Source organism: Streptomyces sp. NPDC104096 (assembly GCF_055584385.1).
Map to the genome: position 1 here is coordinate 94,066 of NZ_JBVJMD010000018.1, position 20,057 is coordinate 114,122.

Below are 20,057 nucleotides of genomic sequence, written 5' to 3' on the forward strand. Positions count from 1 at the left end.
GCTGGGATGCCAAGCCCGGCACCCGCTCAGCGAACCGCGTTTTCCAGCCACTCCGAGTCGATCTCGCCTTCGGCGACGATCACCGCGGGACCGGTCATCTCGATCTCTCCGTCGGGCCGCTCGGTGATCAGCAGCCGCCCGCCGAGCACGTCGACGGTGTACGTCGCCGGAGTTCCGGTCACGGCCGGGTCGGCGCCGTCCCTGCGGGCGGCCGCCACGGCGACGGCGCACGCGCCCGTGCCGCACGAGCGGGTCTCGCCGACGCCGCGCTCGTGGACGCGCATCGCCACGTGGCCCGGACCGCGGTCGGCCACGAACTCGACGTTGACCCCGTGCGGGTACGCGGAAGCGGGCTGGAACGGCGGCCGGGCGCGCAGGTCACCGGCGTGCGCGAGGTCGTCGACGAAGGCGACCGCGTGCGGGTTGCCCATGTTCACGTTCCGCGCGGGCCAGCTGCGCTCGCCGACGGTCACGGTGACGTCCCCCGCGGGGAGGACCGCCTTGCCCATACCGACGGTGACGTCGCCCGCGGCCGGGCCGCCGTCGGCCGTCGCCTTGGCGATGTGCACCGTCTTCACGCCCCCGCGCGTGGCCACCGCGAGGTCGCCCTCGGTGACCAGGCCGGCGTACTGGAGATAGCGCGCGAACACCCGTACGCCGTTGCCGCACATCTCGACCGTCGAACCGTCGCCGTTGCGGTAGTCCATGAACCACTCGGCCTCGGCCGCCATGGCCCTGGCCTCCGGGTGCGCGGCGGACCGCACCACGTGCAGCAGGCCGTCGCCGCCGATGCCCGCGCGGCGGTCGCACAGGGCGGCCACGGCGGCCGCGGGCAGGTCGATGACGTTGTCGGGGTCCGGGACGATCACGAAGTCGTTCTCGGTGCCGTGACCCTTGAGGAAGGCGATCCGCGAGCTCATCCCTCGATCGTACGGGGTGGGCGTGACACCCCGACGGCGGCGGGAGGGCCGCCCGACGGGGACAGCGGGTCAGCGCAGCCGGGCGACGCGCCAGACGGCGAGGACCACGACCGCGGCGACCAGCACCACGTACATGAGCACCATCCGCCAGTCGGGCCGGCGTCCGGAGCCCCGGGCGGGCAGTCCGGGCCAGGTGTGTCCGACCCGGAGGGCGGCCATCATGCCCCAGCCGGCCGCGCAGGACGAGATCAGCAGGCCGAGCATGGCGATCACCGCGCCGCTGTCGCCGAAGTCGAAGGCCAGCGGGAAGGCGAACATCAGGGAGCCGGTCGCGGCCAGGGCCACGATCGGCGCGAGCTGCCAGATGCGCAGCCGGCGCTGCGGACGCAGCTCGACCTCGACCTCGGGCCCGCTCGCGAACATCTCCTCGGGCTCGGGACCGTCGGCGGTCACACCGCCCTGGATCTCGTCGGGGCCGTCGGGACTCAGCCGATCCACATCCTGCTCCGCATCACCGTGATCGATGATGACGGGCTCGGTGTCTCGTGCGGTGTCGCGAGGGCCGGCCTCCATCGCCACGCGCCCTCCCAACTCGGACTCCACTTGGTCGATCGAAGCTCGATGATGGCATGACGCAACAGGCCTGGATGACGGCCTGGGCGTCCCGATGCCATCACGTGATCAGGCTGTAACCGGTCGTTCGACCAACGCCAACGCAAGCCGGGGAAGTTCTGTGAGATCCGCCGCAGCCCCACTCAACCAGTGCACCCGCGGATCGCGCCTGAACCATGAATCCTGACGGCGCGCGAAGCGTTTGGTGGCACGGACGGTCTCCGCGCGCGCCTCGTCGTGCGTGCACTCCCCCGCGAGCGCCGCGAGCACCTGCTGGTAGCCGAGCGCGCGCGACGCCGTACGCCCCTCGCGCAGGCCTCGCGCCTCCAGCTCGCGGACCTCGTCCACGAGCCCCGCCTCCCACATCCGGTCGACCCGGCGCGCGATGCGCTCGTCGAGCTCGGGGCGGGCCACGTCGACGCCGATCTGCACGGTGTCGTAGACGGAGTCGTGACCGGGGAGGTTGGCGGTGAAGGGCTGGCCGGTGATCTCGATCACCTCCAGGGCCCGCACGATACGACGCCCGTTGCCGGGCAGGATCGCCTGGGCCGCCTCGGGGTCTGCGGCGGCCAGCCGGGCGTGCAGCGCGCCGGAGCCGCGCAGGGTCAGCTCCTCCTCCAGGCGGGCCCTGACCTCGGGGTCGGTGCCGGGGAACTCCAGGTTGTCGACGGCACCGCGCACGTACAGGCCGGAGCCGCCGACCAGGATCGGCCAGCGCCCCTCGGCGAGCAGCGCGTCGATCCGCTCCCGGGCGAGCCGCTGGTACTCGGCGACCGAGGCCGTGACGGTCACGTCCCAGACGTCGAGGAGGTGGTGGGGGACGCCGCCGCGCTCCTGCCGCGTCAGTTTGGCGGTACCGATGTCCATCCCCTGGTAGAGCTGCATGGAGTCGGCGTTGACGACCTCGCCGCCGAGCCGCTGGGCCAGGAAGACGCCCAGATCGGACTTTCCGGCCGCGGTCGGTCCGACGACGGCGATGACTCGGGGGGCGAGGGGTGCGCTGCTCACCGCACCAGTCTCGCAAACCTCACGGCCTGCCCTCGAACGAGTTACGTGACGGCACCTGTTCGGCGTCGTTGCCCGTTGCGAGATCCCGGCCGCCGGTTCCTGGGCGGCACCGACCCGGACGGCGCGACCGGACGCACCGGGCGACGCGACATTTCGTCCGCGCGAGTAACGTATGGAGTGGATATGGGCGTTTTTGCTCGGCTTCTTCGGAGGTCGAAGGCCACGGAGGAGACCACGGAGAAGGTCGCGGGCGGGGGCGCCGAGGAGACCGGCAGGGAGTCGGCGGCCGCCGGGGAGCGGGCCGAGACGGCCGCGACCGGTCCCGAGGCGGCGACGCCCGCCGCGACGGCGGGGCCGGACGTCACCGTCGCCGGTGCCGTGGCCGACCCCGCCGAGATCCCGAAGCAGCCGTCCGCCGAGGATGCGGCCCACCGTGCGGCGGCCGAGGGCGCCCGTCGGTGACCGCACCGTGAGGGAAGGTGACCCCATGGGTCTGAAGGACAGTTTGAAGGCCAAGATCGCCCCGGCGAAGGACAAGGTCTCCGACCTCGCGCATCAGCACGAGGGCAAGATCACCCACGGTCTGGACAAGGCCGCGAAGGTGGTCGACGAGAAGACCAAGGGCAAGTACAGCGACAAGATCCAGACGGGCACGGGCAAGGCCAAGGGCGCCATGGACCGGCTCGCGCACAAGAAGGGCCCGGAGACGGCCGGCGGCGACCCCGCCACCCCGCCGGGGACACCTCCTCCGGCCTCCTGAGACTCAGGAGACTCCTGGGGCAGGACGGCACGACGATCGGCGGACGGCCGCGGCGCATCGACGCTCGCGGCCGTCCGCCGTTACCGTCCGCCCTCTGCCCTCTGCCGTACGGAGTGGGCCGTACGGGGTGGGCCCGACTCGGCCGCCGTCAGCGCTCTACGACCACGCGGCGACCATGTATCCGACCCCGTACGGCGCGTCCTCGTACAGCAGCGCGCCGGTGAGTCCCGCGTCCTCGGCCGCGCCGGCCAGGACCTGCCAGGGAGCCCGGCCCGAGGCCTTGAGCTCGTACGCCAGCTCGGCGTCCAGCGCCTTGACGGCGGCGATGTCCGCCGCCCCCAGGGCGCGCGCGGCCGCCGCGTCGAACGGCTCCGCCCGTGCGTCGAGATAGCCCGGTGCCTTCACCGTCCGGCATGCGGTGCCGTCGCCCATCACGAGCAGCGCGAGCCGCTCGCCGCCGGCGACGAGGCCCCGGCCCGCCTCGACGCACCGCTCGGGCGCCAGGGGCTCCCCGACGCCGAGTCCCTCGATCGGGGCGTCCGACCAGCCGGTCCGCTCCAGCAGCCACGCGGCCACGGCGAGGGAGGGCGGCAGCGGGCGCTCGCCGGGCGTTCCCGTGTCGCGGCCCAGCGTCACGTCGAGATCCACGCCGAAGCCGCGGAACGAGCCCCGCGCGCCCTGCGGGTAGGGGCCGCGTGCGACCTGGTCGGCGGGTCCGACGACCACGAGCCGGTCCGGCCGGGCGGCGGCGAGCAGTCCCAGCGCGTCCACGCAGGCGGCACGGGCGGCGTCCAGTTCGGACGCGGCGCCCGCGGCGACCTCCGGTACGAGCAGGGGCGGGGCGGGGCAGACTGCGGCGGCGACGAGCATGATCCGCAGGGTAACCCGCCCGCGGTGGTCAGTCGCAGCCGCAGCCGCTGCCCGTGGCCACCGGCAGCGGAGCCGGTGCGCCGATCTTCGGCAGCCCGAGCATGACGCCGGCCGACGGAGCCGCCTTCTCGGCGTTGCGCTTCTCCCAGGCGTCCCCCGCGCGCGTGCGCCGCACGTCGAGCGTGGGTCCCTCGGCGAGGAGGTGGTGCGGAGCGGCGTACGTGATCTCGACCGTGACCACGTCACCGGGGCGGACCTCCTGGTCCGGCTTGGTGAAGTGGACCAGGCGGTTGTCGGGGGCGCGGCCGGACAGCCGGTGGGTCGCACCGTCCTTGCGGCCCTCGCCCTCGGCGACCATCAGTTCGAGGGTGCGGCCGACCTGCTTCTTGTTCTCGTCCCAGGAGATCTCCTCCTGGAGCGCGACGAGACGCTCGTAGCGGGCCTGGACGACCGCCTTGGGGATCTGGTCGTCCATGGTGGCGGCCGGGGTGCCGGGACGCTTGGAGTACTGGAAGGTGAACGCCTGCGCGAACCGCGCCTCGCGCACCACGTGCAGCGTCTGCTCGAAGTCCTCCTCGGTCTCGCCGGGGAAGCCCACGATGACGTCGGTGGTGATCGCGGCGTGCGGGATGGCGGCGCGGACCTTCTCGATGATGCCGAGGTAACGGTCCTGCCGGTACGACCGGCGCATCGCCTTCAGGACCGGGTCCGAGCCGGACTGGAGCGGCATGTGCAGCTGCGGCATCACGTTCGGGGTCTCGGCCATGGCGGCGATGACGTCGTCGGTGAAGTCGCGCGGGTGCGGGGAGGTGAAGCGGACGCGCTCCAGGCCCTCGATGCTCCCGCAGGCCCGCAGCAGCTTGCTGAAGGCCTCGCGGTCGCCGATGTCCGAGCCGTACGCGTTGACGTTCTGGCCGAGCAGGGTGATCTCGGAGACGCCCTCGCCGACCAGGGCCTCGATCTCGGCGAGGATGTCGCCGGTGCGGCGGTCCTTCTCCTTGCCGCGCAGCGCCGGGACGATGCAGAAGGTGCAGGTGTTGTTGCAGCCGACGGAGATCGACACCCAGGCCGCGTAGGCGCTCTCGCGCCGGGTCGGCAGCGTGGAGGGGAAGGCCTCCAGCGACTCGGCGATCTCGACCTGTGCCTCTTCCTGCACGCGGGCGCGCTCCAGCAGAATGGGCAGCTTGCCGATGTTGTGCGTGCCGAAGACGACGTCCACCCAGGGCGCCTTCTTCACGATGGTGTCGCGGTCCTTCTGCGCGAGGCAGCCGCCGACGGCGATCTGCATGCCGGGGCGCTTCGTCTTCATCGGCGCGAGGCGGCCGAGGTTGCCGTAGAGCCGGTTGTCGGCGTTCTCGCGGACGGCGCAGGTGTTGAAGACGACGACGTCCGCGTCGCCGTCCGACCCCTCGGGCGCGCGCACGTAGCCGGCGTCTTCGAGCAGCCCGGACAATCGCTCGGAATCGTGGACGTTCATCTGGCACCCGTAGGTGCGGATCTCGTAACTCTTGGGTCCTTCGACGTCCACTGCGAGGCTCCGGTCGCTGCTGCTGGTCATGCCTCCAGAGTAGGCGGTGCCGACGACAGCCCCGCCCGGGTGTTCCAGGGCCGCCGCCTCCGCAGCCGCTGCCCCCGGGGGCGGCGCGGGAGCGAGGGGAAGCGCCACGGGCCGGTCACGGATCGATGAGGCCCGCCCGGATCGCGTACCGGGTGAGCTCCAGCCGGTCGCGCATCCCGAGCTTGTGCAGCAGGTTGGCCCGGTGGCGCTCGACGGTCTTCGCGCTGATGAACAGCAGCTCGCCGATCTCCTTCGACGTGTGCCCCTCGGCGACGAGCTTGAGGATCTCCTCCTCGCGGTCGGTGACGACCCGCTCCGGCAGGCCGTCGCCGCGGTGCAGTCGCTCCAGGTAGGAGCGGACCAGGGCCCGCTCCGCGCCCGGGTAGACGAACGGTTCGTCGCGCACGGCCGCCCGGCAGGCCTCGACCAGGTCACGGTCGGCGACGGACTTCAGGACGTAGCCGACGGCACCGGCCCTGAGCGTCTCGAAGAAGTACTGCTCGTTGTCGTACATGGTCAGGATCAGGATGCGCAGGCCGGGCAGTCGGCGGGAGAGCTCGCGGGCCGCCTGGAGCCCGGTCATCCGGGGCATCGCGATGTCGAGGACGGCCAGGTCGATGTCGCCTGCGCGGGCCCGGGCCACCGCCTCGGCGCCGTCGCCCGCCTCGGCGACCACCGTGAGGTCCGGCTCGCTCTCCAGGATGAGGCGTACGCCACGTCGTACGAGCGTGTGGTCGTCGGCGAGGAGCACCCGGATCGGGGCGCCGGGCCGCGCGGGCGGCGTCGGGGGCGTCGGGGGCGTCGGGGCGTGGTGGCTCATCGGGGCACCCGCAGACGTATGTCGGTACCGCGCCCGGGCGCGGGTGACAGGGACAAGGTCGCGCCGATCAGCAGGGCCCGTTCGCGCATCCCGCGGATTCCGGCTCCCTCCCGCCCTTCCTCCAGGCCCGTGCCGTTGTCGCGTACGAGGAGTTCGACGCCGTCCGTGACGGGGTGCAGCCTGATCTCGGCCTGATCGGCACCGGAGTGCCGGACGGTGTTGGTGAGGCCTTCCTGGGCGACCCGGTAGAGCACGAGCTCCGACTCCTCGGTCAGCGGGGGCAGCTCCCCGGCGACCCGATGGCTCACCGTCACCCCGGGCGTGGTGAACTCGGCGGCGAGCGCGCGCAGGGCACTGGCCAGGCCGAGTTCCTCCAGCACGCCGGGGCGCAGCCGGCGGGCGATGCGGCGGACCTCGTCGAGACCCGCCCGGGTCGCCTCCTGCGCCTGTCCCACCTCCGCGCGCAGCTCCTCGGGCACCCGGTCGGCGACCCGCTTGAGCTGGAGCAGGACCGCGGTCAGGGTCTGGCCGACCTCGTCGTGCAGTTCCCTGGCGACGCGTCGGCGCTCGCGCTCCTGCGCGGACAGCGCCCGCGCGGCGCTGGTGGCGCGCTCGCGCTCCAGCCGGTCGAGCATCGTGTTGTACGTGGTGATCAGCGCCGCGGTCTCGGCGGGACCGGCGACGGGGGCCCGCGGTCCCGGACGCAGCAGGTCGGCGGTGGCCATCGCGTCGCCGAGCCGGTGCAGCGGGGCGAGCCCGATCCGCAGCACGGCGGCGTTGCCCACCAGGAGGGCCGTGAGCCCCAGGGCGACGACCAGTGCCTCGCGCGGCAGCACCGGGGTCGACACGGTGACCGGTCCCAGCAGCAGCGCGGCGGCCACGGCCAGGCCCGTGGCGTTGAGCGAGAAGATCCGCCAGAACAGCGACAAGGTCCGGTACCCGCCTCTCGCCATCTGCGCCGACCCGCTCCCGCCACCAGGGGCCGTCGCCTCGACCGGCGGCGCCGCCCCGACCAGCTTCTCCGCCCCGCGCCGACCACGTCCATCCGTCATGACACCCATGTCGTCACCGTACGGGCGGATGGCAGCATGGCGGCTCCGGGAACCTGCGGGCGCCCCTCCTCATCGCCCTCGGCAGCGCTTCCCGCACCGGCACGACGGTCCGGGGAAGGAGCCGCGGGAAGAGTCCGCACGAAGGTCCGCAAGAACGTCCGCAAGTAGATCCACAACGGGATCAGCGAAGAGACCAGCAAGGGGAAGAAACGTGTCTGCTCCACGCCTCCGGGCGACGCCGCTGCCGGGCATCGGGGTCCAGTACGACCTGGTGACGCGGGAACAGCGCCACCTGTCCGTGGTGGCGCACCGCGACGGCACCCGCACGGTGAACATGTACCGGACGGACGACCCGGACTCCTGCGCCCACTCGCTGCGGCTGACCGGCGCGGAGGCCGGGACACTGATCGACGCGCTGAAGCCGTCCCACCACAGCCCGAACCTGCTCTACACCACCGACCTGGGCCTGGTGGCCGAGCGCATCGAGATCGCGGCCGGCTCGTACTGGAACGGACGGCTGCTGGGCGAGACCCGGATGCGGACCGAGACCGGCGCGTCGATCGTGGCGGTGCTGCGGCGGTCCGGGGCCACCCCGTCCCCGGCGCCGGACTTCCGGCTGGCGGGCGGCGACACCCTCATCGTCATCGGCACCCGTGAGGGCGTCGACACGGCTGCGGCGATCCTCGGACGGGAGTGAGTGTGCATTCAGCGGTCCTGCTGATCGAGTTCGGTTCCATCATCCTCGCGCTCGGCCTGCTCGGCCGGGTCGCCGCCCGCTTCCGGTTCTCGCCCATCCCGCTGTACCTGCTGGCCGGGCTCGCCTTCGGCGAGGGCGGACTGCTGCCGCTCGGCGCGAGCGAGGAGTTCGTCGCCACCGGCGCCGAGATCGGCGTCATCCTGCTGCTGTTGATGCTGGGTCTGGAGTACTCGGCGAGCGATCTGGTCTCCAACCTCAAGGCCCACTACCCGTCCGGGCTGGTCGACTGCGCGCTCAACGCCCTGCCCGGCGCGGCGGCGGCCCTGCTGCTCGGCTGGGGCCCGGTGGCCGCGGTGGTGCTGGCGGGGGTCACCTGGATCTCGTCGTCCGGAGTGATCGCCAAGGTGCTCGGCGACCTCGGCCGGGTCGGCAACCGGGAGACCCCGGTGATCCTCAGCGTCCTGGTGCTGGAGGACCTGGCGATGGCGGTGTACCTGCCCATCGTCACCGCGCTGGTCGCCGGGGCGGGGCTGGCCGCCGGGAGCCTCACGCTGGCCGTCGCGCTGGGGGCCGCCGGGCTGGTGCTGTTCGTCGCGGTCCGCTACGGGCGGGTCGTCTCCCGTTTCGTCTCCAGCGACGACCCGGAGAAGCTGCTGCTCGTCGTACTGGGGCTGACCATCCTGGTGGCGGGCGTGGCGCAGCAGCTCCAGGTGTCTGCGGCGGTCGGCGCGTTCCTGGTCGGCATCGCGCTGTCCGGGGAGGCCGCGGAGGGCGCGCACACGCTGCTGAGCCCGTTGCGCGACCTGTTCGCCGCCGTCTTCTTCGTCTTCTTCGGTCTGCACACGGATCCGGCGAGCATCCCTCCGGTCCTGCTGCCCGCCCTCGTCCTCGCCGTCGTCACCGCGGCGACGAAGATCGCCACCGGGTACTGGGCGTCGTGGCGCGCGGGTGTCTCGGTCAAGGGACGCTGGCGGGCGGGCGGGGCGCTGGTGGCCCGTGGCGAGTTCTCGATCGTCATCGCGGGCCTGGCGGTCACGGCCGGCATCGAGCCGTCCCTGGGGCCGCTGGCCACGGCGTACGTCCTGCTGCTCGTCGTCCTCGGCCCGCTCACCGCGCGCTACACGGAGCCGCTCGCGACCTGGTGGAGCCGTCGCGGCACGACGCGGCGGGCGGCCCCGGAGGAAGCGGCGCGCACGGCGGAGGGCACCGCGGTGGAGGAAGGTGCCCGGACCGGGACCAGCGTGGGCGACTGAGCCCAGGGGAACCGGGGGCCTCGGCCCGGCGCGCGGACCCCGGTCGGCGGGCTCCTCCTCAGGCGGCTCCGTCGGGCATCCATCCCTGGCGGCGCAGCACGCCCGACACGTCCGGTGCCTCGTAGTGGTCGCCCTTCAGGACCTTGCCGTCCGCGCGGCGGGCGACCTGGCCGTCCGGGCCCAGCTTGGTCATGTTGGAACGGTGGATCTCGGCGATCACCGCGTCGAGGTCGATGCCGTGGACGAGGGCCGTGCCGTACGCCACGTAGACGACGTCGGCCAGTTCGTGGGCGAGGCTGTCGAGCGGGCCCGCGACCGAGACCTCGGCCACCTCGGCGGCCTCCTCCGCGAGCAGCTCGCCCCGGTGCGCGGCGAGCCGCTCGGACACCTGGGTCGGGATGCTGCGGGCGTCCAGCCCGAAGGCGAGGTGGAACTCACGGACCAGGTCGGCGGGCGAGGTGCTCATGCGCCCGACTGTACCGACCACCACCGACGGTCCCGGCCGGCCGACCCCCGCCCCGGTCACCTCCTGCCTTGTCTCCTCGGCCCCTGGCCAGCACCGCGCCCGTGCTGGCAGGATCGCGCCCATGTCCAAGGTGATCCCCCGTGTCGGCAGGCGCCGTGCCCTCCAGGGCGCGGCCGCCGGTTTCGTGGCCCTCGGGCTGCTGCTGTGGTGGCTGGTGCCGCTCGGCGAGGAGCCGCCGGGCGGGACGATCACGTTCAGCACCGGGGCCCCGAGCGGTGTCTACCAGGAGTACGGCCGGCTGCTGCGCAGTGAGCTGGACCGGGACATGCCCGACCTGACGGTGAAACTGCGGACCAGCGACGGTTCGCAGGAGAACGTCGCGCGCGTGGCCTCCGGACAGGCCGACTTCACCATCGCCGCGGCGGACGCGGTGGAGACGTACGAGGTGAACGGCGGCAGGGGGGCCGCCGGACTGCGCGGGGTCGCCCGCCTCTACGACGACTACGTCCAGCTCGTCGTCCCGCGCGACTCGGACATCCACTCCGTGGCGGACCTGAGGGGCAGACGCGTGGCCATCGGCCCGCCGGAGTCCGGGGTGCGGCTCATCGCCGACCGGGTGCTCGGGGCGGCCGGCATCGACGCGCGCGAGGACATCACCCCCGAGCCCGACGGCATCGGCACCGCGCCCGACCGGCTGAGGTCCGGCGGGATCGACGCGTTCTTCTGGTCCGGCGGCCTGCCGACGGACGGCGTGCGCACACTCGCCGAGGGCTTCTCCCTCCGGTTCGTGCCCATAACGCCCGAGCTCGTGACGAAGCTGCACGGGCAGGGCGACGTCACCCGGTACTACCGCGCCACCAACATGCCGGAGTCCGCCTACCCGACCGTGCAGAACGGGGCGGTCGTGCCGACGATGGCGGTGTCCAACCTGCTGATCACCCGGGCGGACGTGGACCCCCGGCTCACCGAGTGGGTGACCCGGACCGTGATCAAGAGCCGGGACGGCATCGGCGCGCACGTCCACTCGGCCCAGCTGGTCGACCTGCGCACGGCGATCTACACCGATCCGCTCCAGCTCCACGAGGGCGCCCGGCGCTACTACCGGTCGGTCAAGCCGTAGGTTCCGACCGCGGCAGCGTCACCGTCACCCGCAGTCCGCTCGGCTCCTGATGGCCGTAGGAGATCGTGCCGCCGCCGGCCGCCAGCAGGACCCGGGAGATCGACAGGCCGAGGCCGGAGCCCTTGACGTTCTGATGCCGGCCGCTGCGCCAGAAGCGGTCGCCGACCCGGGCGAGCTCCTCCTCGGTGAGTCCGGGGCCGTTGTCGGTGACGACGACGGTCGAGGTGCCGCCGTGGGAGGCGACGGTCACCTCGACGGTCTCGTCCCCGGGCGTGAACTTCACCGCGTTGTCGATGACCGCGTCCAGCGCGCTGGACAGCGTGACCGGGTCGGCCCAGGCAGTGACGGGCGGGCAGTTGCCCACCAGGCGCACCCCCTTGGCGTCGGCGGTCGGTGCCCAGGCCGCGACCCGCTCGGCGGCCAGCGCGCCGATGTCGGTGAGCGTGAGGTCCGCGTCGGCGTGCTCGGCGAGCGCCAGGTCGAGCAGGTCGTCGAGGACCTGCGCCAGGCGCTTGCCCTCGGTCCGCACGGAGGCGATCTCCTCGTTGCCGTCGGGCAGTTCCAGGGCGAGCAGTTCGATGCGCAGCAGCAGCGCCGCGAGCGGGTTGCGCAACTGGTGCGAGGCGTCGGCGACGAACGCGCGCTGCTGCTCCAGCACCTCCTCGACGTTGTCCGCCATCTCGTTGAACGAGCGGGCCAGCCTTCTGAGTTCCGGAGGTCCGCCGCCCACCGCGACCCGGGACTTCAGGCGTCCGGTGGCGATGTCGTGGGTGGTGGCGTCCAGGACCCGTACCGGTCGGAGGACCCAGCCGGTCAGCCGCAGCGCGGCGCCGACGGCGAGCAGCATCGCGGCGATCTCGCCCGCGCCGACGATCAGCCAGCCGTGCAGGATCCGGGCCCGCATCGCCCCGGTGGGCGAGTCGGTGACCACCACCGCGACGACGTCACCGTCCCGGATGACCGGCGACGCGACGACGAGATGACGTCGCTGCCAGGGCCACACCTGCTCGGGGTCGTGGCTGCGGCGGCTGAGGAGCGCTTCGCCGAAGGCCTCCCGCACCTCGCCCGCCTGGGGGAGGAACCAGTCGGCGGGGGCCTGGGCCATGGGGGTGTCGGTGCGGTAGAACACCCCGGCACGAATGCCGTAGACCTTGTAGTAGCTGGCGAGTTCGGTGTTGAGCGTCTCCTTGCGCTCGTCCCTGGTCCTGGTACGTGAACCGCCGGGCACCTCGGTGACGAACTGGGCGAGGGCCGCGAAGCGCGCCGTGTCGTCGATGCGGTCGACGACGACCTTCTGTTGCTGGGCGGCGGCCACGCTGACGGCGAGCGGGATTCCGAGGGCGAGCAGCACGGCCGCCATCAGGACGATGAGCAGCGGCAGCAGACGAGTGCGCAAGCTGTCCCCGCTAGGCGTCCGGGGCGACGAGCCGGTAGCCCACGCCGCGTACCGTCTCGATCAGGGCGGGCAGGCGCAGCTTGGCGCGCAGGGACGCCACATGCACCTCCAGGGTGCGACCGGTGCCCTCCCAACTGGTGCGCCAGACCTCGCTGATGATCTGCTCGCGGCGGAAGACGACGCCGGGGCGCTGGGCGAGCAGCGCGAGCAGGTCGAACTCCTTGCGGGTCAGCGCGACGACCGAGCCGTCCACGCTGACCTGGCGGGTGGGCAGTTCGATGAGTACGGCCCCCAGGCGCAGCGCGCTGTCGGTGCCGCCGGAGGCGTCCTCGGGCACGGCGCGCCGGCTGACGGCGTGGATGCGGGCGAGCAGTTCACCGGTGTCGTACGGCTTGACCACGTAGTCGTCGGCACCGAGGTTGAGGCCGTGGATGCGCGAGCGCACGTCGGCGCGGGCGGTCACCATGATCACCGGTGTGGCGGTGCGCTTGCGGATCTTGCCGCACACCTCGTAGCCGTCCTGGTCGGGCAGGCCCAGGTCCAGCAGGACCACCCCGAAGCCGGGGCCTTCTGGGACGAGCGCCTGAAGGGCCTCCTCCCCGCTGCGGGCGTGCGTGACCTCGAAGCCGTGCCGCGCCAGGACCGCGGACAGCGCGGCGGCGACATGGTTGTCGTCCTCGACGAGGAGCAGTCTCACCCCCGCCCCCCTCCGGTTCATCGGTCGTACGACGTCGGTACGAAGTCGTCGGATACAACGCGTGCACGCACGCGTGCACGATGGCAGTCACGCTGATTGACGACGACGGCGTCAAGGGGGTTCCGGTCCCGGGCACGTTCCGTTACCCGGCCGATACGCGCCCCGGGCGCAACTGCTACGACATGTGTCCGATTGCTATCGGATCGTGATGCTCAGATTCCGCTCAGATGTAATGACGCTGGTCGTACGGCATCACTACTGTCCTGCGAAACCGAGGAGGACGGAGCCTTGAAGCGATGACCGAAGTATCGGTGGCCGAGGAGAACGCGGCCGCGACCGACGAACTGGTCGTCCTGAAGAGCGTCAACAAGCATTTCGGCGCGTTGCACGTACTCCAGGACATCGATCTGACGATCACCCGCGGCGAGGTGGTCGTGGTCATCGGGCCCTCCGGGTCCGGCAAGTCCACCCTGTGCCGCACCATCAACCGTCTGGAGACCGTCGATTCGGGCGCGATCACGATCGACGGCAGGCCGTTGCCCCAGGAGGGCCGGGAGCTGGCCCGGCTGCGCGCCGACGTCGGGATGGTCTTCCAGTCCTTCAATCTCTTCGCGCACAAGACCGTGCTCGAGAACGTGACGCTGGCCCAGATCAAGGTCCGCAAGGCGAACAAGCAGCAGGCCGAGGAGAAGGCGCGGGCGCTGCTCGACCGGGTCGGCGTGGGCGCCCAGGCCGACAAGTACCCGGCGCAGCTCTCCGGCGGGCAGCAGCAGCGCGTCGCCATCGCGCGGGCGCTGGCGATGGACCCGAAGGTCATGCTCTTCGACGAGCCGACCTCGGCTCTCGACCCGGAGATGATCAACGAGGTGCTGGAGGTCATGCAGCAGCTCGCCCGGGACGGCATGACCATGATCGTCGTCACCCACGAGATGGGTTTCGCCCGGTCGGCCGCGGATCGCGTGGTCTTCATGGCGGACGGCCGGATCGTCGAACAGGCCGTGCCCGAGCAGTTCTTCAGCAACCCGCGCAGCGACCGCGCCAAGGACTTCCTGTCGAAGATCCTGCACCACTGACCGCGCCCGGCACGCCCGTCGTGTCCCGACGACCTGCGCCACCCGCACTCGCCGGCCCGCTTACCCTCATCACCGAAGGATGTTCACCATGAAGCTCCGCAAGGTCACCGCCGCCTCTGCCGTCGCACTCGCCCTCGCCCTGAGCGCCACCGCCTGTGGTGGCGACAACAAGGACAACGACAGCAGCGGCTCCGGCTCCGGCGGCGGCGGCAAGATCAAGATCGGCATCAAGTTCGACCAGCCCGGTCTGGGTCTCCAGAAGCCCGACGGCTCCTACGCCGGTTTCGACGTGGACGTGGCGACCTACGTGGCCAAGCAGCTCGGCTACTCGGCCGACAAGATCGAGTGGGTCCAGACCAAGAGCGCCGACCGGGAGAACGCGCTCGCCCGCGGCGACGTGAAGTTCATCGCGGCCACCTACTCCATCAACGACGAGCGCAAGCAGAAGGTCGACTTCGCCGGCCCCTACCTGCTGGCCCACCAGGACCTGCTGGTCAAGGCGGACTCCAAGATCGCCAAGGGAGACGACCTCAACGGCAAGAACCTGTGCTCGGTGACCGGTTCGACCTCGGCGCAGAACGTCCAGAAGTCCATCGCCCCGAAGGCCAACCTGCGGGAGAACAGCGGCTACTCGGAGTGCATCGCCGCCCTCCAGAGCGGCGCCGTGGACGCCGTGACCACCGACGACTCGATCCTCGCGGGCTTCGCCGCGCAGGACAAGTACAAGGGTCAGTTCAAGCTCGCCGGCCTGAAGCTGAGCAACGAGAACTACGGCATCGGCGTCAAGAAGGGCGACTCCGCGACCGTCGACAAGATCAACGACGCGCTGAAGAAGATGGTCAGCGACGGCTCCTGGCAGAAGGCGGTCGACGCGAACTTCGGCCCGGCGAACTACAAGAGCGAGCCCGCCCCGGCGATCGGCAACATCGTCAAGTGACGCGAGGCTCCGGCCGAGCAACGCAGGGTTCCCAGGGCGCGCCGCCCCCGCCACCTGACAGGCGGGCGGCGGCGCGCCCCACCCTCCACGTACGCCACACACCCGGAAGCGCGGGAGATCGTGTTCGACTTTCTTGAAGGTTACGACGTCCTCGGGGCGTTCTGGACGACGGTGGAACTCACCGCCCTGTCCGCCGTCGGCTCCCTGGTCTGGGGCACCCTGCTGGCGGCGATGCGGGTCAGCCCGGTCCCGCTCATGCGCGGCTTCGGCACCGCCTACGTGAACATCGTGCGGAACATCCCTCTGACGGTCATCATCGTCTTCTCCTCGCTGGGCCTGGCCGACATCTTCGGCGTCACCATGGGCGCTTCCGACGACTTCAAGGTCCAGGGATTCCGGCTCGCGGTGCTCAGTCTCTCCGCCTACACGGCGGCCTTCGTCTGCGAGGCGATCCGGTCCGGCATCAACACCGTGCCCGTGGGACAGGCGGAGGCGGCCCGCGCCATCGGGCTGAACTTCAGCCAGTCGCTGCGGCTGATCGTGCTGCCGCAGGCCTTCCGGGCGGTGATCGCCCCCCTGGCGAACGTACTGATCGCCCTGACCAAGAACACCACCGTGGCGGCCGCGATCGGCGTGGCCGAGGCCGCCACCCTGATGAAGACGATGCTCGAGAACGAGGCCCAGACCCTCGCCGTCGGCGCGTTCTTCGCCCTCGGCTTCGTGGTGCTGACCCTGCCCACCGGCCTCCTCCTCGGCTGGGTCGGCAAGCGCATGGCGGTGAAGCGATGAGCTCGGTCCTCTACGACGCCCCCGGCCCGCGGGCCAGGCAGCGCAACATCGTCATCTCGGTCGTCTTCTTCCTCCTGCTCGCCCTGCTGCTGTGGTGGGCGTGGGGGATGATGGACGACAAGAACCAGCTCGAATGGGCCCTGTGGGAGCCCTTCGTCACCGCCCAGGCCTGGAACACCTACCTGCTGCCGGGGCTCGGCAACACGCTGAAGGCCGCCGTGCTCTCCGTGATCATCGCGCTTCCGCTGGGCGCGGTCTTCGGGATAGCCAGGATGTCCGACCATCGCTGGGTCCGCGTCCCGGCCGGTGTGGTGGTCGAGTTCTTCCGGGCGGTACCGGTACTGCTGCTGATGCTGTTCGCGATGGAGTTCTACGTCCGTTCCACGGACGTCTCCAGCGAGGACCGGCCCTTCTACGCCGTCGTCACCGGTCTGGTGCTCTACAACGCCTCGGTCCTCGCCGAGGTCGTCCGGGCCGGCATCCTCTCCCTGCCCAGGGGACAGACGGAGGCCGCGTACGCGGTCGGCCTGCGCAAGGGCCAGACGATGAGCAGCATCCTGCTGCCACAGGCCGTCACGGTGATGCTGCCGGCCATCGTCAGCCAACTGGTCGTGATCGTGAAGGACACCGCGCTGGGCGGTGTGATGCTCACCTTCCCCGAGCTGATGAGCTCGCGCAGCACCCTCGCGGCCAACTACGCCAACGTCGTCCCCAGCTTCATCGTGGTGGGGATCGTCTTCGTCGTGCTGAACTTCGCCCTCACCTCGTTCGCCGCCTGGCTGGAGCGCCGGCTGCGCGGCAGCAAGCGGGGCACCGGCAAGGCGCTCGGCACCAAGGACGTCGAGGAGCTCAACGCCGCCGAGGTCGGGGGCACCTTCGGCGCCGGCGCGGGCGGCACCATCTGACACACGCTCAAGTGGCGTGTGCGGCCCGGGAGCAGTGGCGTGACCAGTGCGGAAGCCCGACGGGAACCGTCGGGTGACCGATACGGAGGCCGTGGCGTGATCGCCACGGCCTCCGTCACTTGACGCAAGCAGTGGCAATGGGTTGCATACGTTCTGTGATCGTGCACCCTGCCCCGACCTCCTGCTCACCAACGTCCCTGAGGACATCGCCGCGGGCAGGAGGCGCCGCGCCGTGGACCCGGTGATCGTCGTCGGCGCGGGGCCCGTGGGACTCGCTCTCGCCCTGGCGCTGGCCCGTCAGGAGGTGCCGTCCGTCGTCCTGGACGAGGGACCGGGCAAGGACGAACCACGCCTCGCGCGCAGTGTCGTACTGCGCCCGGACACCACCGCGCTGGTGGAACGGCTGACCGGGATGCCGCTCGCCGAGGCGGGCGTGCGCTGGGCCGGATGGCGGTCGCTGCGGCGCAAGCAGGTGATGCGCGAGATCGTCTTCGACGACGCCGAACCCGGCCCGCTGCACCTAGCCCAGCACGTGCTGACCGGCGCCCTGCGCACCGCCCTCGCCGGCGAGCGGCTCGTCAAGGTCGTCGTGAACAGCCGCCTGGACGCCGTCGAGCAGGAGACCTCCGGCGTCACGGCCCGCACCCGGGGCGACAAGGGCACCTGGTGGCGCGGCAGTTACCTGGTGGGCTGCGACGGTCCGCGCTCGACGGTGCGCAAACTTCAGGACATCCGCTTCCCGGGCCGCACCGCGGTGGAACGACACGCCGTGGCCGCGCTGCGCACGGAACTTCCCTGGACCGACGAAGCGTTGATCCATCGGATGCCGCCGTGGCGGACGTCCGGCCCCTGGGCCGGAGAGGTCACCGGACGCCCGCTGCCGGACGGCGTCTGGCGGCTGGACTGGCTGCTGCCGCCCGGCAAGGACCTGGTCACCCCCGAGCTCCTGGTGACCCGGGTCCGGGAGACCCTGGCCGGCTGGACGGACGGCTCCACGCCGCCGTACGAACTGCTGGACACCGGCGTCCACACGGTCCACCACCGGCTGGCCCGTCGCTGGCGTGCGGGGCGGGTCTTCCTCGCCGGGGACGCCGCCCACCTGCTCGGCACGCTCGGCACCCAGGGACTGGACGAGGGGCTCAGGGACGCCGACAACCTCGCCTGGAAACTGGCCCTCGCCTGGCACCACGGCCCGCACGAGACGCTGCTCGACAGCTACCAGACGGAACGGCGTGCCGTCGTCGCCGCCCGGCTGCGCGCCGCCGACCAGGTACTGCCGCTGCTGCGCGGCGGCGGCGGGCTCCGCGCCTTCGTCCCCGGCTCGGCCCGGGGTCACGAGACACTGCTCACCGACGGCCACCTGGGCCGCGGCCCGCTGGGGGAACCCGGTGGGTACGCCGGCTCCCCGCTCGCACCGCCGCTCCTGGAGGCGGAGGTCCCGGTCGACACCACGCCGGGCGCCCAGGTCGCGGACGTACCGGTGACGGCGGAGGACGGCTCCTTCGTACCGCTGCGGGAGCGGCTCGGCCGGGGGGCGCTGCTCGTCGTCCTGGTCGCACCGGGCACGGGTGTGTGGGAGCGCAAGCACTGGGTGACGGCCGGGATCATGCCCCGGCTCGCCGCCGCGGTGACCGCGCTGCCGCATCCGGCGGAACTGCTGGTCGCCGAGAGCTACCCGGGGGCGGCCCCCCACACCGTGCTCCTCGTCCGCCCCGACGGCCATCTCGTCACCGCCCTGAACGGCGTGCGCCCGGCCGACCTGTACGCGGCCGCCGAGGCGACGCTCGGCGGCCCGGCCCGCAGGGAGGCGACGGTCGGCTCCGCCTCCACGTGACCGGGCGGAGGTCGGCGGAGGTCGGGCGCGCGCCCGCGCTGCCACCCGAGCACGACTCGCTGTCACCCTGCGGTCCGCATAGTGACAGTGAGTTGACCGTCCGGCACCGGCATGGTCTACTCCGGATCGTGACCGACACCTGCGTGCGCCTTTGGCGGAGGGTCCATATGGACCTCGTCCGCTACGCGGGCTGCGTGTGTCGCCCGTCCTGCTGAATTCGCATCCCTCTTCACCCGCGCGCGCCGCCCTCGGCTGCCGCGCGCGCTCTCGCGAACGCTGATCAGGACGGTGCCCGTGTCTGTCACTCCCTCTGCCCCCGCTCCCGCCTCCCCCTCCCTGTCCCACCCGGCCCGGACTCCCACGCAGGCGGACCTCCTCGACTTCGTACGGCGCACCGCCGCCGACACCGAGTTGATCGCCTCGCTCCCGCTCGACCCGCAGGGCCGCACCTGGGTGCGCCTGGACGGGCCCGGCGGCAGCGAGGCCTGGCTGATCGGCTGGCCGCCCGGCAGCGGCACCGGCTGGCACGACCACGCCGAGTCGGTCGGCGCCTTCCTCACCGCGCGGGGCGAGCTCAAGGAGCACTCGCTCGCCGCGCGCCTGCCCACCGACGGCTGGAAGACCCTGGAACTCTCCGACGGCGTCGACCGCGCACGCCGGCTCCCGGCGGGACGGGGCCGCTCCTTCGGCCGCCACCACGTCCACGAGGTCCTCAACGAGTCCGCCGCCGAGCACGCGATCTCCGTACACGCCTACTACCCGCCGCTGCCGCAGATCCGCCGCTACAGCCGTACCGGCCCGGTGCTGCGGCTGGAGCACGTCGAGCGTCCGCAGGACTGGCAGTGAGCGGCCCGGGCGAGCGCCGGCCGACCGGCATCGACGAGTTGCTGGAGCGGGTGCGCGAGGGCTACGAGCGGATCGAGGCTCCGGCGGCGTACGAGGCCGCCCGGGCGGGCGAGGCCCTGCTGGTGGACATCCGGTACGCGGCGCTGCGCGAGCGGGACGGGCTGATCCCCGGCGCGCTCGTCGTGGAACGCAACGAGCTGGAATGGCGCCTCGACCCGCAGGGCAGTCACCGCGCCCCGGAGGCCACCGGTCACGATCTGCGCATCGTCGTGATCTGCAACGAGGGCTACGCCTCCAGCCTGGCCGCCGCGTCCCTGCACCGACTGGGCCTGCACCGGGCGACCGACCTGGTCGGCGGCTTCCAGGCGTGGCGGACGGCGGGGCTTCCGGTGGCCTAGGACCTGTCCGACCATCCCCGTCGTCCGCCCGGAGGGCGGTGCTCGT

23 protein-coding genes are annotated in these 20,057 nt (G+C 72.1%); 13 read left to right on the forward strand and 10 right to left on the reverse strand.

The window, feature by feature from the left end:
• Window positions 1-26: 26 nt before the first annotated feature.
• The 3 genes from dapF to miaA all read right to left on the reverse strand — a co-directional run bounded on the left by dapF (window position 27) and on the right by miaA (window position 2,540).
• The gene (gene dapF, locus ACZ60B_RS20170; RefSeq protein WP_469388734.1) at window positions 27-920 is read right to left on the reverse strand and encodes a diaminopimelate epimerase; all 894 of its coding nucleotides are present in this window, start codon (window positions 918-920) and stop codon (window positions 27-29) included.
• Window positions 921-989: 69 nt separating this feature from the next.
• Window positions 990-1,493 carry a hypothetical protein gene (locus ACZ60B_RS20175; protein WP_469388807.1) on the reverse strand — a complete coding sequence of 168 codons (504 nt, stop codon included), beginning with the start codon at window positions 1,491-1,493 and terminating at the stop codon, window positions 990-992.
• A 108-nt stretch (window positions 1,494-1,601) separates the two neighbouring features.
• On the reverse strand, window positions 1,602-2,540 hold the full coding sequence (gene miaA, locus ACZ60B_RS20180) for a tRNA (adenosine(37)-N6)-dimethylallyltransferase MiaA (protein ID WP_469388736.1): 939 nt from the start codon (window positions 2,538-2,540) through the stop codon (window positions 1,602-1,604).
• Between the two features lie 183 nt (window positions 2,541-2,723).
• Between miaA and ACZ60B_RS20185 the strand changes: the two genes are divergently transcribed.
• Entirely contained in the window at window positions 2,724-3,002 is a 279-nt protein-coding gene (locus ACZ60B_RS20185; RefSeq protein ID WP_469388738.1) for a hypothetical protein, read from the forward strand.
• Window positions 3,003-3,027: 25 nt separating this feature from the next.
• Window positions 3,028-3,300 carry an antitoxin gene (locus ACZ60B_RS20190; protein WP_469388740.1) on the forward strand — a complete coding sequence of 91 codons (273 nt, stop codon included), beginning with the start codon at window positions 3,028-3,030 and terminating at the stop codon, window positions 3,298-3,300.
• 156 nt (window positions 3,301-3,456) lie between these two features.
• Here the strand turns inward: ACZ60B_RS20190 and ACZ60B_RS20195 are convergent, their stop codons facing one another.
• From ACZ60B_RS20195 to ACZ60B_RS20210, 4 genes are all read right to left on the reverse strand, one after another.
• On the reverse strand, window positions 3,457-4,170 hold the full coding sequence (locus tag ACZ60B_RS20195) for a class III extradiol dioxygenase subunit B-like domain-containing protein (RefSeq protein ID WP_469388741.1): 714 nt from the start codon (window positions 4,168-4,170) through the stop codon (window positions 3,457-3,459).
• A 28-nt stretch (window positions 4,171-4,198) separates the two neighbouring features.
• A complete protein-coding gene (gene miaB, locus ACZ60B_RS20200) occupies window positions 4,199-5,728 on the reverse strand; it encodes a tRNA (N6-isopentenyl adenosine(37)-C2)-methylthiotransferase MiaB (RefSeq protein ID WP_469388742.1) in 1,530 nt (509 codons plus the stop codon).
• Between the two features lie 115 nt (window positions 5,729-5,843).
• Window positions 5,844-6,548 (reverse strand): response regulator, encoded by a 705-nt coding sequence (locus ACZ60B_RS20205; protein ID WP_469388744.1) that lies wholly within the window; start codon window positions 6,546-6,548, stop codon window positions 5,844-5,846.
• The gene (locus ACZ60B_RS20210; protein WP_469388809.1) at window positions 6,545-7,477 is read right to left on the reverse strand and encodes a HAMP domain-containing sensor histidine kinase; all 933 of its coding nucleotides are present in this window, start codon (window positions 7,475-7,477) and stop codon (window positions 6,545-6,547) included. Before ACZ60B_RS20210 ends, ACZ60B_RS20205 begins: the two co-directional genes overlap by 4 nt.
• A gap of 334 nt (window positions 7,478-7,811) precedes the next feature.
• Here ACZ60B_RS20210 and ACZ60B_RS20215 point away from each other — a divergent pair, with 334 nt between their 5' ends.
• Window positions 7,812-8,297, forward strand: coding sequence for a cation:proton antiporter regulatory subunit (locus ACZ60B_RS20215; RefSeq protein WP_351612175.1), 486 nt, complete (start codon window positions 7,812-7,814; stop codon window positions 8,295-8,297).
• Window positions 8,298-8,299: 2 nt separating this feature from the next.
• Complete coding sequence (locus ACZ60B_RS20220) at window positions 8,300-9,550, forward strand: cation:proton antiporter (protein ID WP_469388745.1); 1,251 nt, start codon at window positions 8,300-8,302, stop codon at window positions 9,548-9,550.
• Window positions 9,551-9,608: 58 nt separating this feature from the next.
• Here the strand turns inward: ACZ60B_RS20220 and ACZ60B_RS20225 are convergent, their stop codons facing one another.
• Complete coding sequence (locus tag ACZ60B_RS20225) at window positions 9,609-10,016, reverse strand: pyrophosphohydrolase domain-containing protein (protein WP_469388747.1); 408 nt, start codon at window positions 10,014-10,016, stop codon at window positions 9,609-9,611.
• 121 nt (window positions 10,017-10,137) lie between these two features.
• On the opposite strand from ACZ60B_RS20225, the gene ACZ60B_RS20230 reads away from it, so the two are divergent.
• Window positions 10,138-11,136, forward strand: coding sequence for a TAXI family TRAP transporter solute-binding subunit (locus ACZ60B_RS20230; RefSeq protein ID WP_469388749.1), 999 nt, complete (start codon window positions 10,138-10,140; stop codon window positions 11,134-11,136).
• On the opposite strand, the gene ACZ60B_RS20235 is transcribed toward ACZ60B_RS20230, so the two are convergent.
• Window positions 11,126-12,532 carry a sensor histidine kinase gene (locus ACZ60B_RS20235; protein WP_469388751.1) on the reverse strand — a complete coding sequence of 469 codons (1,407 nt, stop codon included), beginning with the start codon at window positions 12,530-12,532 and terminating at the stop codon, window positions 11,126-11,128. The genes ACZ60B_RS20230 and ACZ60B_RS20235 overlap by 11 nt on opposite strands.
• 10 nt (window positions 12,533-12,542) lie before the next feature.
• Window positions 12,543-13,229 (reverse strand): response regulator transcription factor, encoded by a 687-nt coding sequence (locus ACZ60B_RS20240; RefSeq protein WP_469388753.1) that lies wholly within the window; start codon window positions 13,227-13,229, stop codon window positions 12,543-12,545.
• 296 nt (window positions 13,230-13,525) lie between these two features.
• Here ACZ60B_RS20240 and ACZ60B_RS20245 point away from each other — a divergent pair, with 296 nt between their 5' ends.
• From ACZ60B_RS20245 to ACZ60B_RS20280, 8 genes are all read left to right on the forward strand, one after another.
• Window positions 13,526-14,302 carry an amino acid ABC transporter ATP-binding protein gene (locus ACZ60B_RS20245; RefSeq protein WP_469388755.1) on the forward strand — a complete coding sequence of 259 codons (777 nt, stop codon included), beginning with the start codon at window positions 13,526-13,528 and terminating at the stop codon, window positions 14,300-14,302.
• Between the two features lie 88 nt (window positions 14,303-14,390).
• A complete protein-coding gene (locus tag ACZ60B_RS20250) occupies window positions 14,391-15,239 on the forward strand; it encodes a glutamate ABC transporter substrate-binding protein (protein WP_469388757.1) in 849 nt (282 codons plus the stop codon).
• A gap of 120 nt (window positions 15,240-15,359) precedes the next feature.
• Window positions 15,360-16,028 carry an amino acid ABC transporter permease gene (locus ACZ60B_RS20255; protein ID WP_469388758.1) on the forward strand — a complete coding sequence of 223 codons (669 nt, stop codon included), beginning with the start codon at window positions 15,360-15,362 and terminating at the stop codon, window positions 16,026-16,028.
• Window positions 16,025-16,933 carry an amino acid ABC transporter permease gene (locus ACZ60B_RS20260; protein WP_469388760.1) on the forward strand — a complete coding sequence of 303 codons (909 nt, stop codon included), beginning with the start codon at window positions 16,025-16,027 and terminating at the stop codon, window positions 16,931-16,933. The genes ACZ60B_RS20255 and ACZ60B_RS20260 overlap by 4 nt, the downstream gene beginning before the upstream one ends.
• Window positions 16,934-17,165: 232 nt before the next feature.
• Window positions 17,166-18,767 carry an FAD-dependent monooxygenase gene (locus ACZ60B_RS20265; RefSeq protein WP_469388762.1) on the forward strand — a complete coding sequence of 534 codons (1,602 nt, stop codon included), beginning with the start codon at window positions 17,166-17,168 and terminating at the stop codon, window positions 18,765-18,767.
• Between the two features lie 143 nt (window positions 18,768-18,910).
• Window positions 18,911-18,982, forward strand: coding sequence for a putative leader peptide (locus tag ACZ60B_RS20270; protein WP_309544753.1), 72 nt, complete (start codon window positions 18,911-18,913; stop codon window positions 18,980-18,982).
• 79 nt (window positions 18,983-19,061) lie between these two features.
• A complete protein-coding gene (locus tag ACZ60B_RS20275; protein ID WP_469388764.1) occupies window positions 19,062-19,613 on the forward strand; it encodes a cupin domain-containing protein in 552 nt (183 codons plus the stop codon).
• Window positions 19,604-20,011: a rhodanese-like domain-containing protein gene (locus ACZ60B_RS20280; protein WP_469388811.1), complete on the forward strand. Its 408-nt coding sequence runs from the start codon at window positions 19,604-19,606 to the stop codon at window positions 20,009-20,011. The genes ACZ60B_RS20275 and ACZ60B_RS20280 overlap by 10 nt, the downstream gene beginning before the upstream one ends.
• Window positions 20,012-20,057 lie beyond the last annotated feature (46 nt).

Coding starts and splice junctions, on each gene's coding strand:
- ACZ60B_RS20250 (WP_469388757.1), top strand. CDS start 14,391: ATGAAGCTCCGCAAGGTCACCGCCGCCTCTGCCGTCGCACTCGCCCTC.
- ACZ60B_RS20230 (WP_469388749.1), top strand. CDS start 10,138: ATGTCCAAGGTGATCCCCCGTGTCGGCAGGCGCCGTGCCCTCCAGGGC.
- ACZ60B_RS20260 (WP_469388760.1), top strand. CDS start 16,025: ATGAGCTCGGTCCTCTACGACGCCCCCGGCCCGCGGGCCAGGCAGCGC.
- miaB (WP_469388742.1), bottom strand. CDS start 5,728: ATGACCAGCAGCAGCGACCGGAGCCTCGCAGTGGACGTCGAAGGACCC.
- ACZ60B_RS20245 (WP_469388755.1), top strand. CDS start 13,526: ATGACCGAAGTATCGGTGGCCGAGGAGAACGCGGCCGCGACCGACGAA.
- ACZ60B_RS20190 (WP_469388740.1), top strand. CDS start 3,028: ATGGGTCTGAAGGACAGTTTGAAGGCCAAGATCGCCCCGGCGAAGGAC.
- ACZ60B_RS20195 (WP_469388741.1), bottom strand. CDS start 4,170: ATGCTCGTCGCCGCCGCAGTCTGCCCCGCCCCGCCCCTGCTCGTACCG.
- ACZ60B_RS20205 (WP_469388744.1), bottom strand. CDS start 6,548: ATGAGCCACCACGCCCCGACGCCCCCGACGCCCCCGACGCCGCCCGCG.
- ACZ60B_RS20225 (WP_469388747.1), bottom strand. CDS start 10,016: ATGAGCACCTCGCCCGCCGACCTGGTCCGTGAGTTCCACCTCGCCTTC.
- dapF (WP_469388734.1), bottom strand. CDS start 920: ATGAGCTCGCGGATCGCCTTCCTCAAGGGTCACGGCACCGAGAACGAC.
- ACZ60B_RS20175 (WP_469388807.1), bottom strand. CDS start 1,493: ATGGAGGCCGGCCCTCGCGACACCGCACGAGACACCGAGCCCGTCATC.
- ACZ60B_RS20185 (WP_469388738.1), top strand. CDS start 2,724: ATGGGCGTTTTTGCTCGGCTTCTTCGGAGGTCGAAGGCCACGGAGGAG.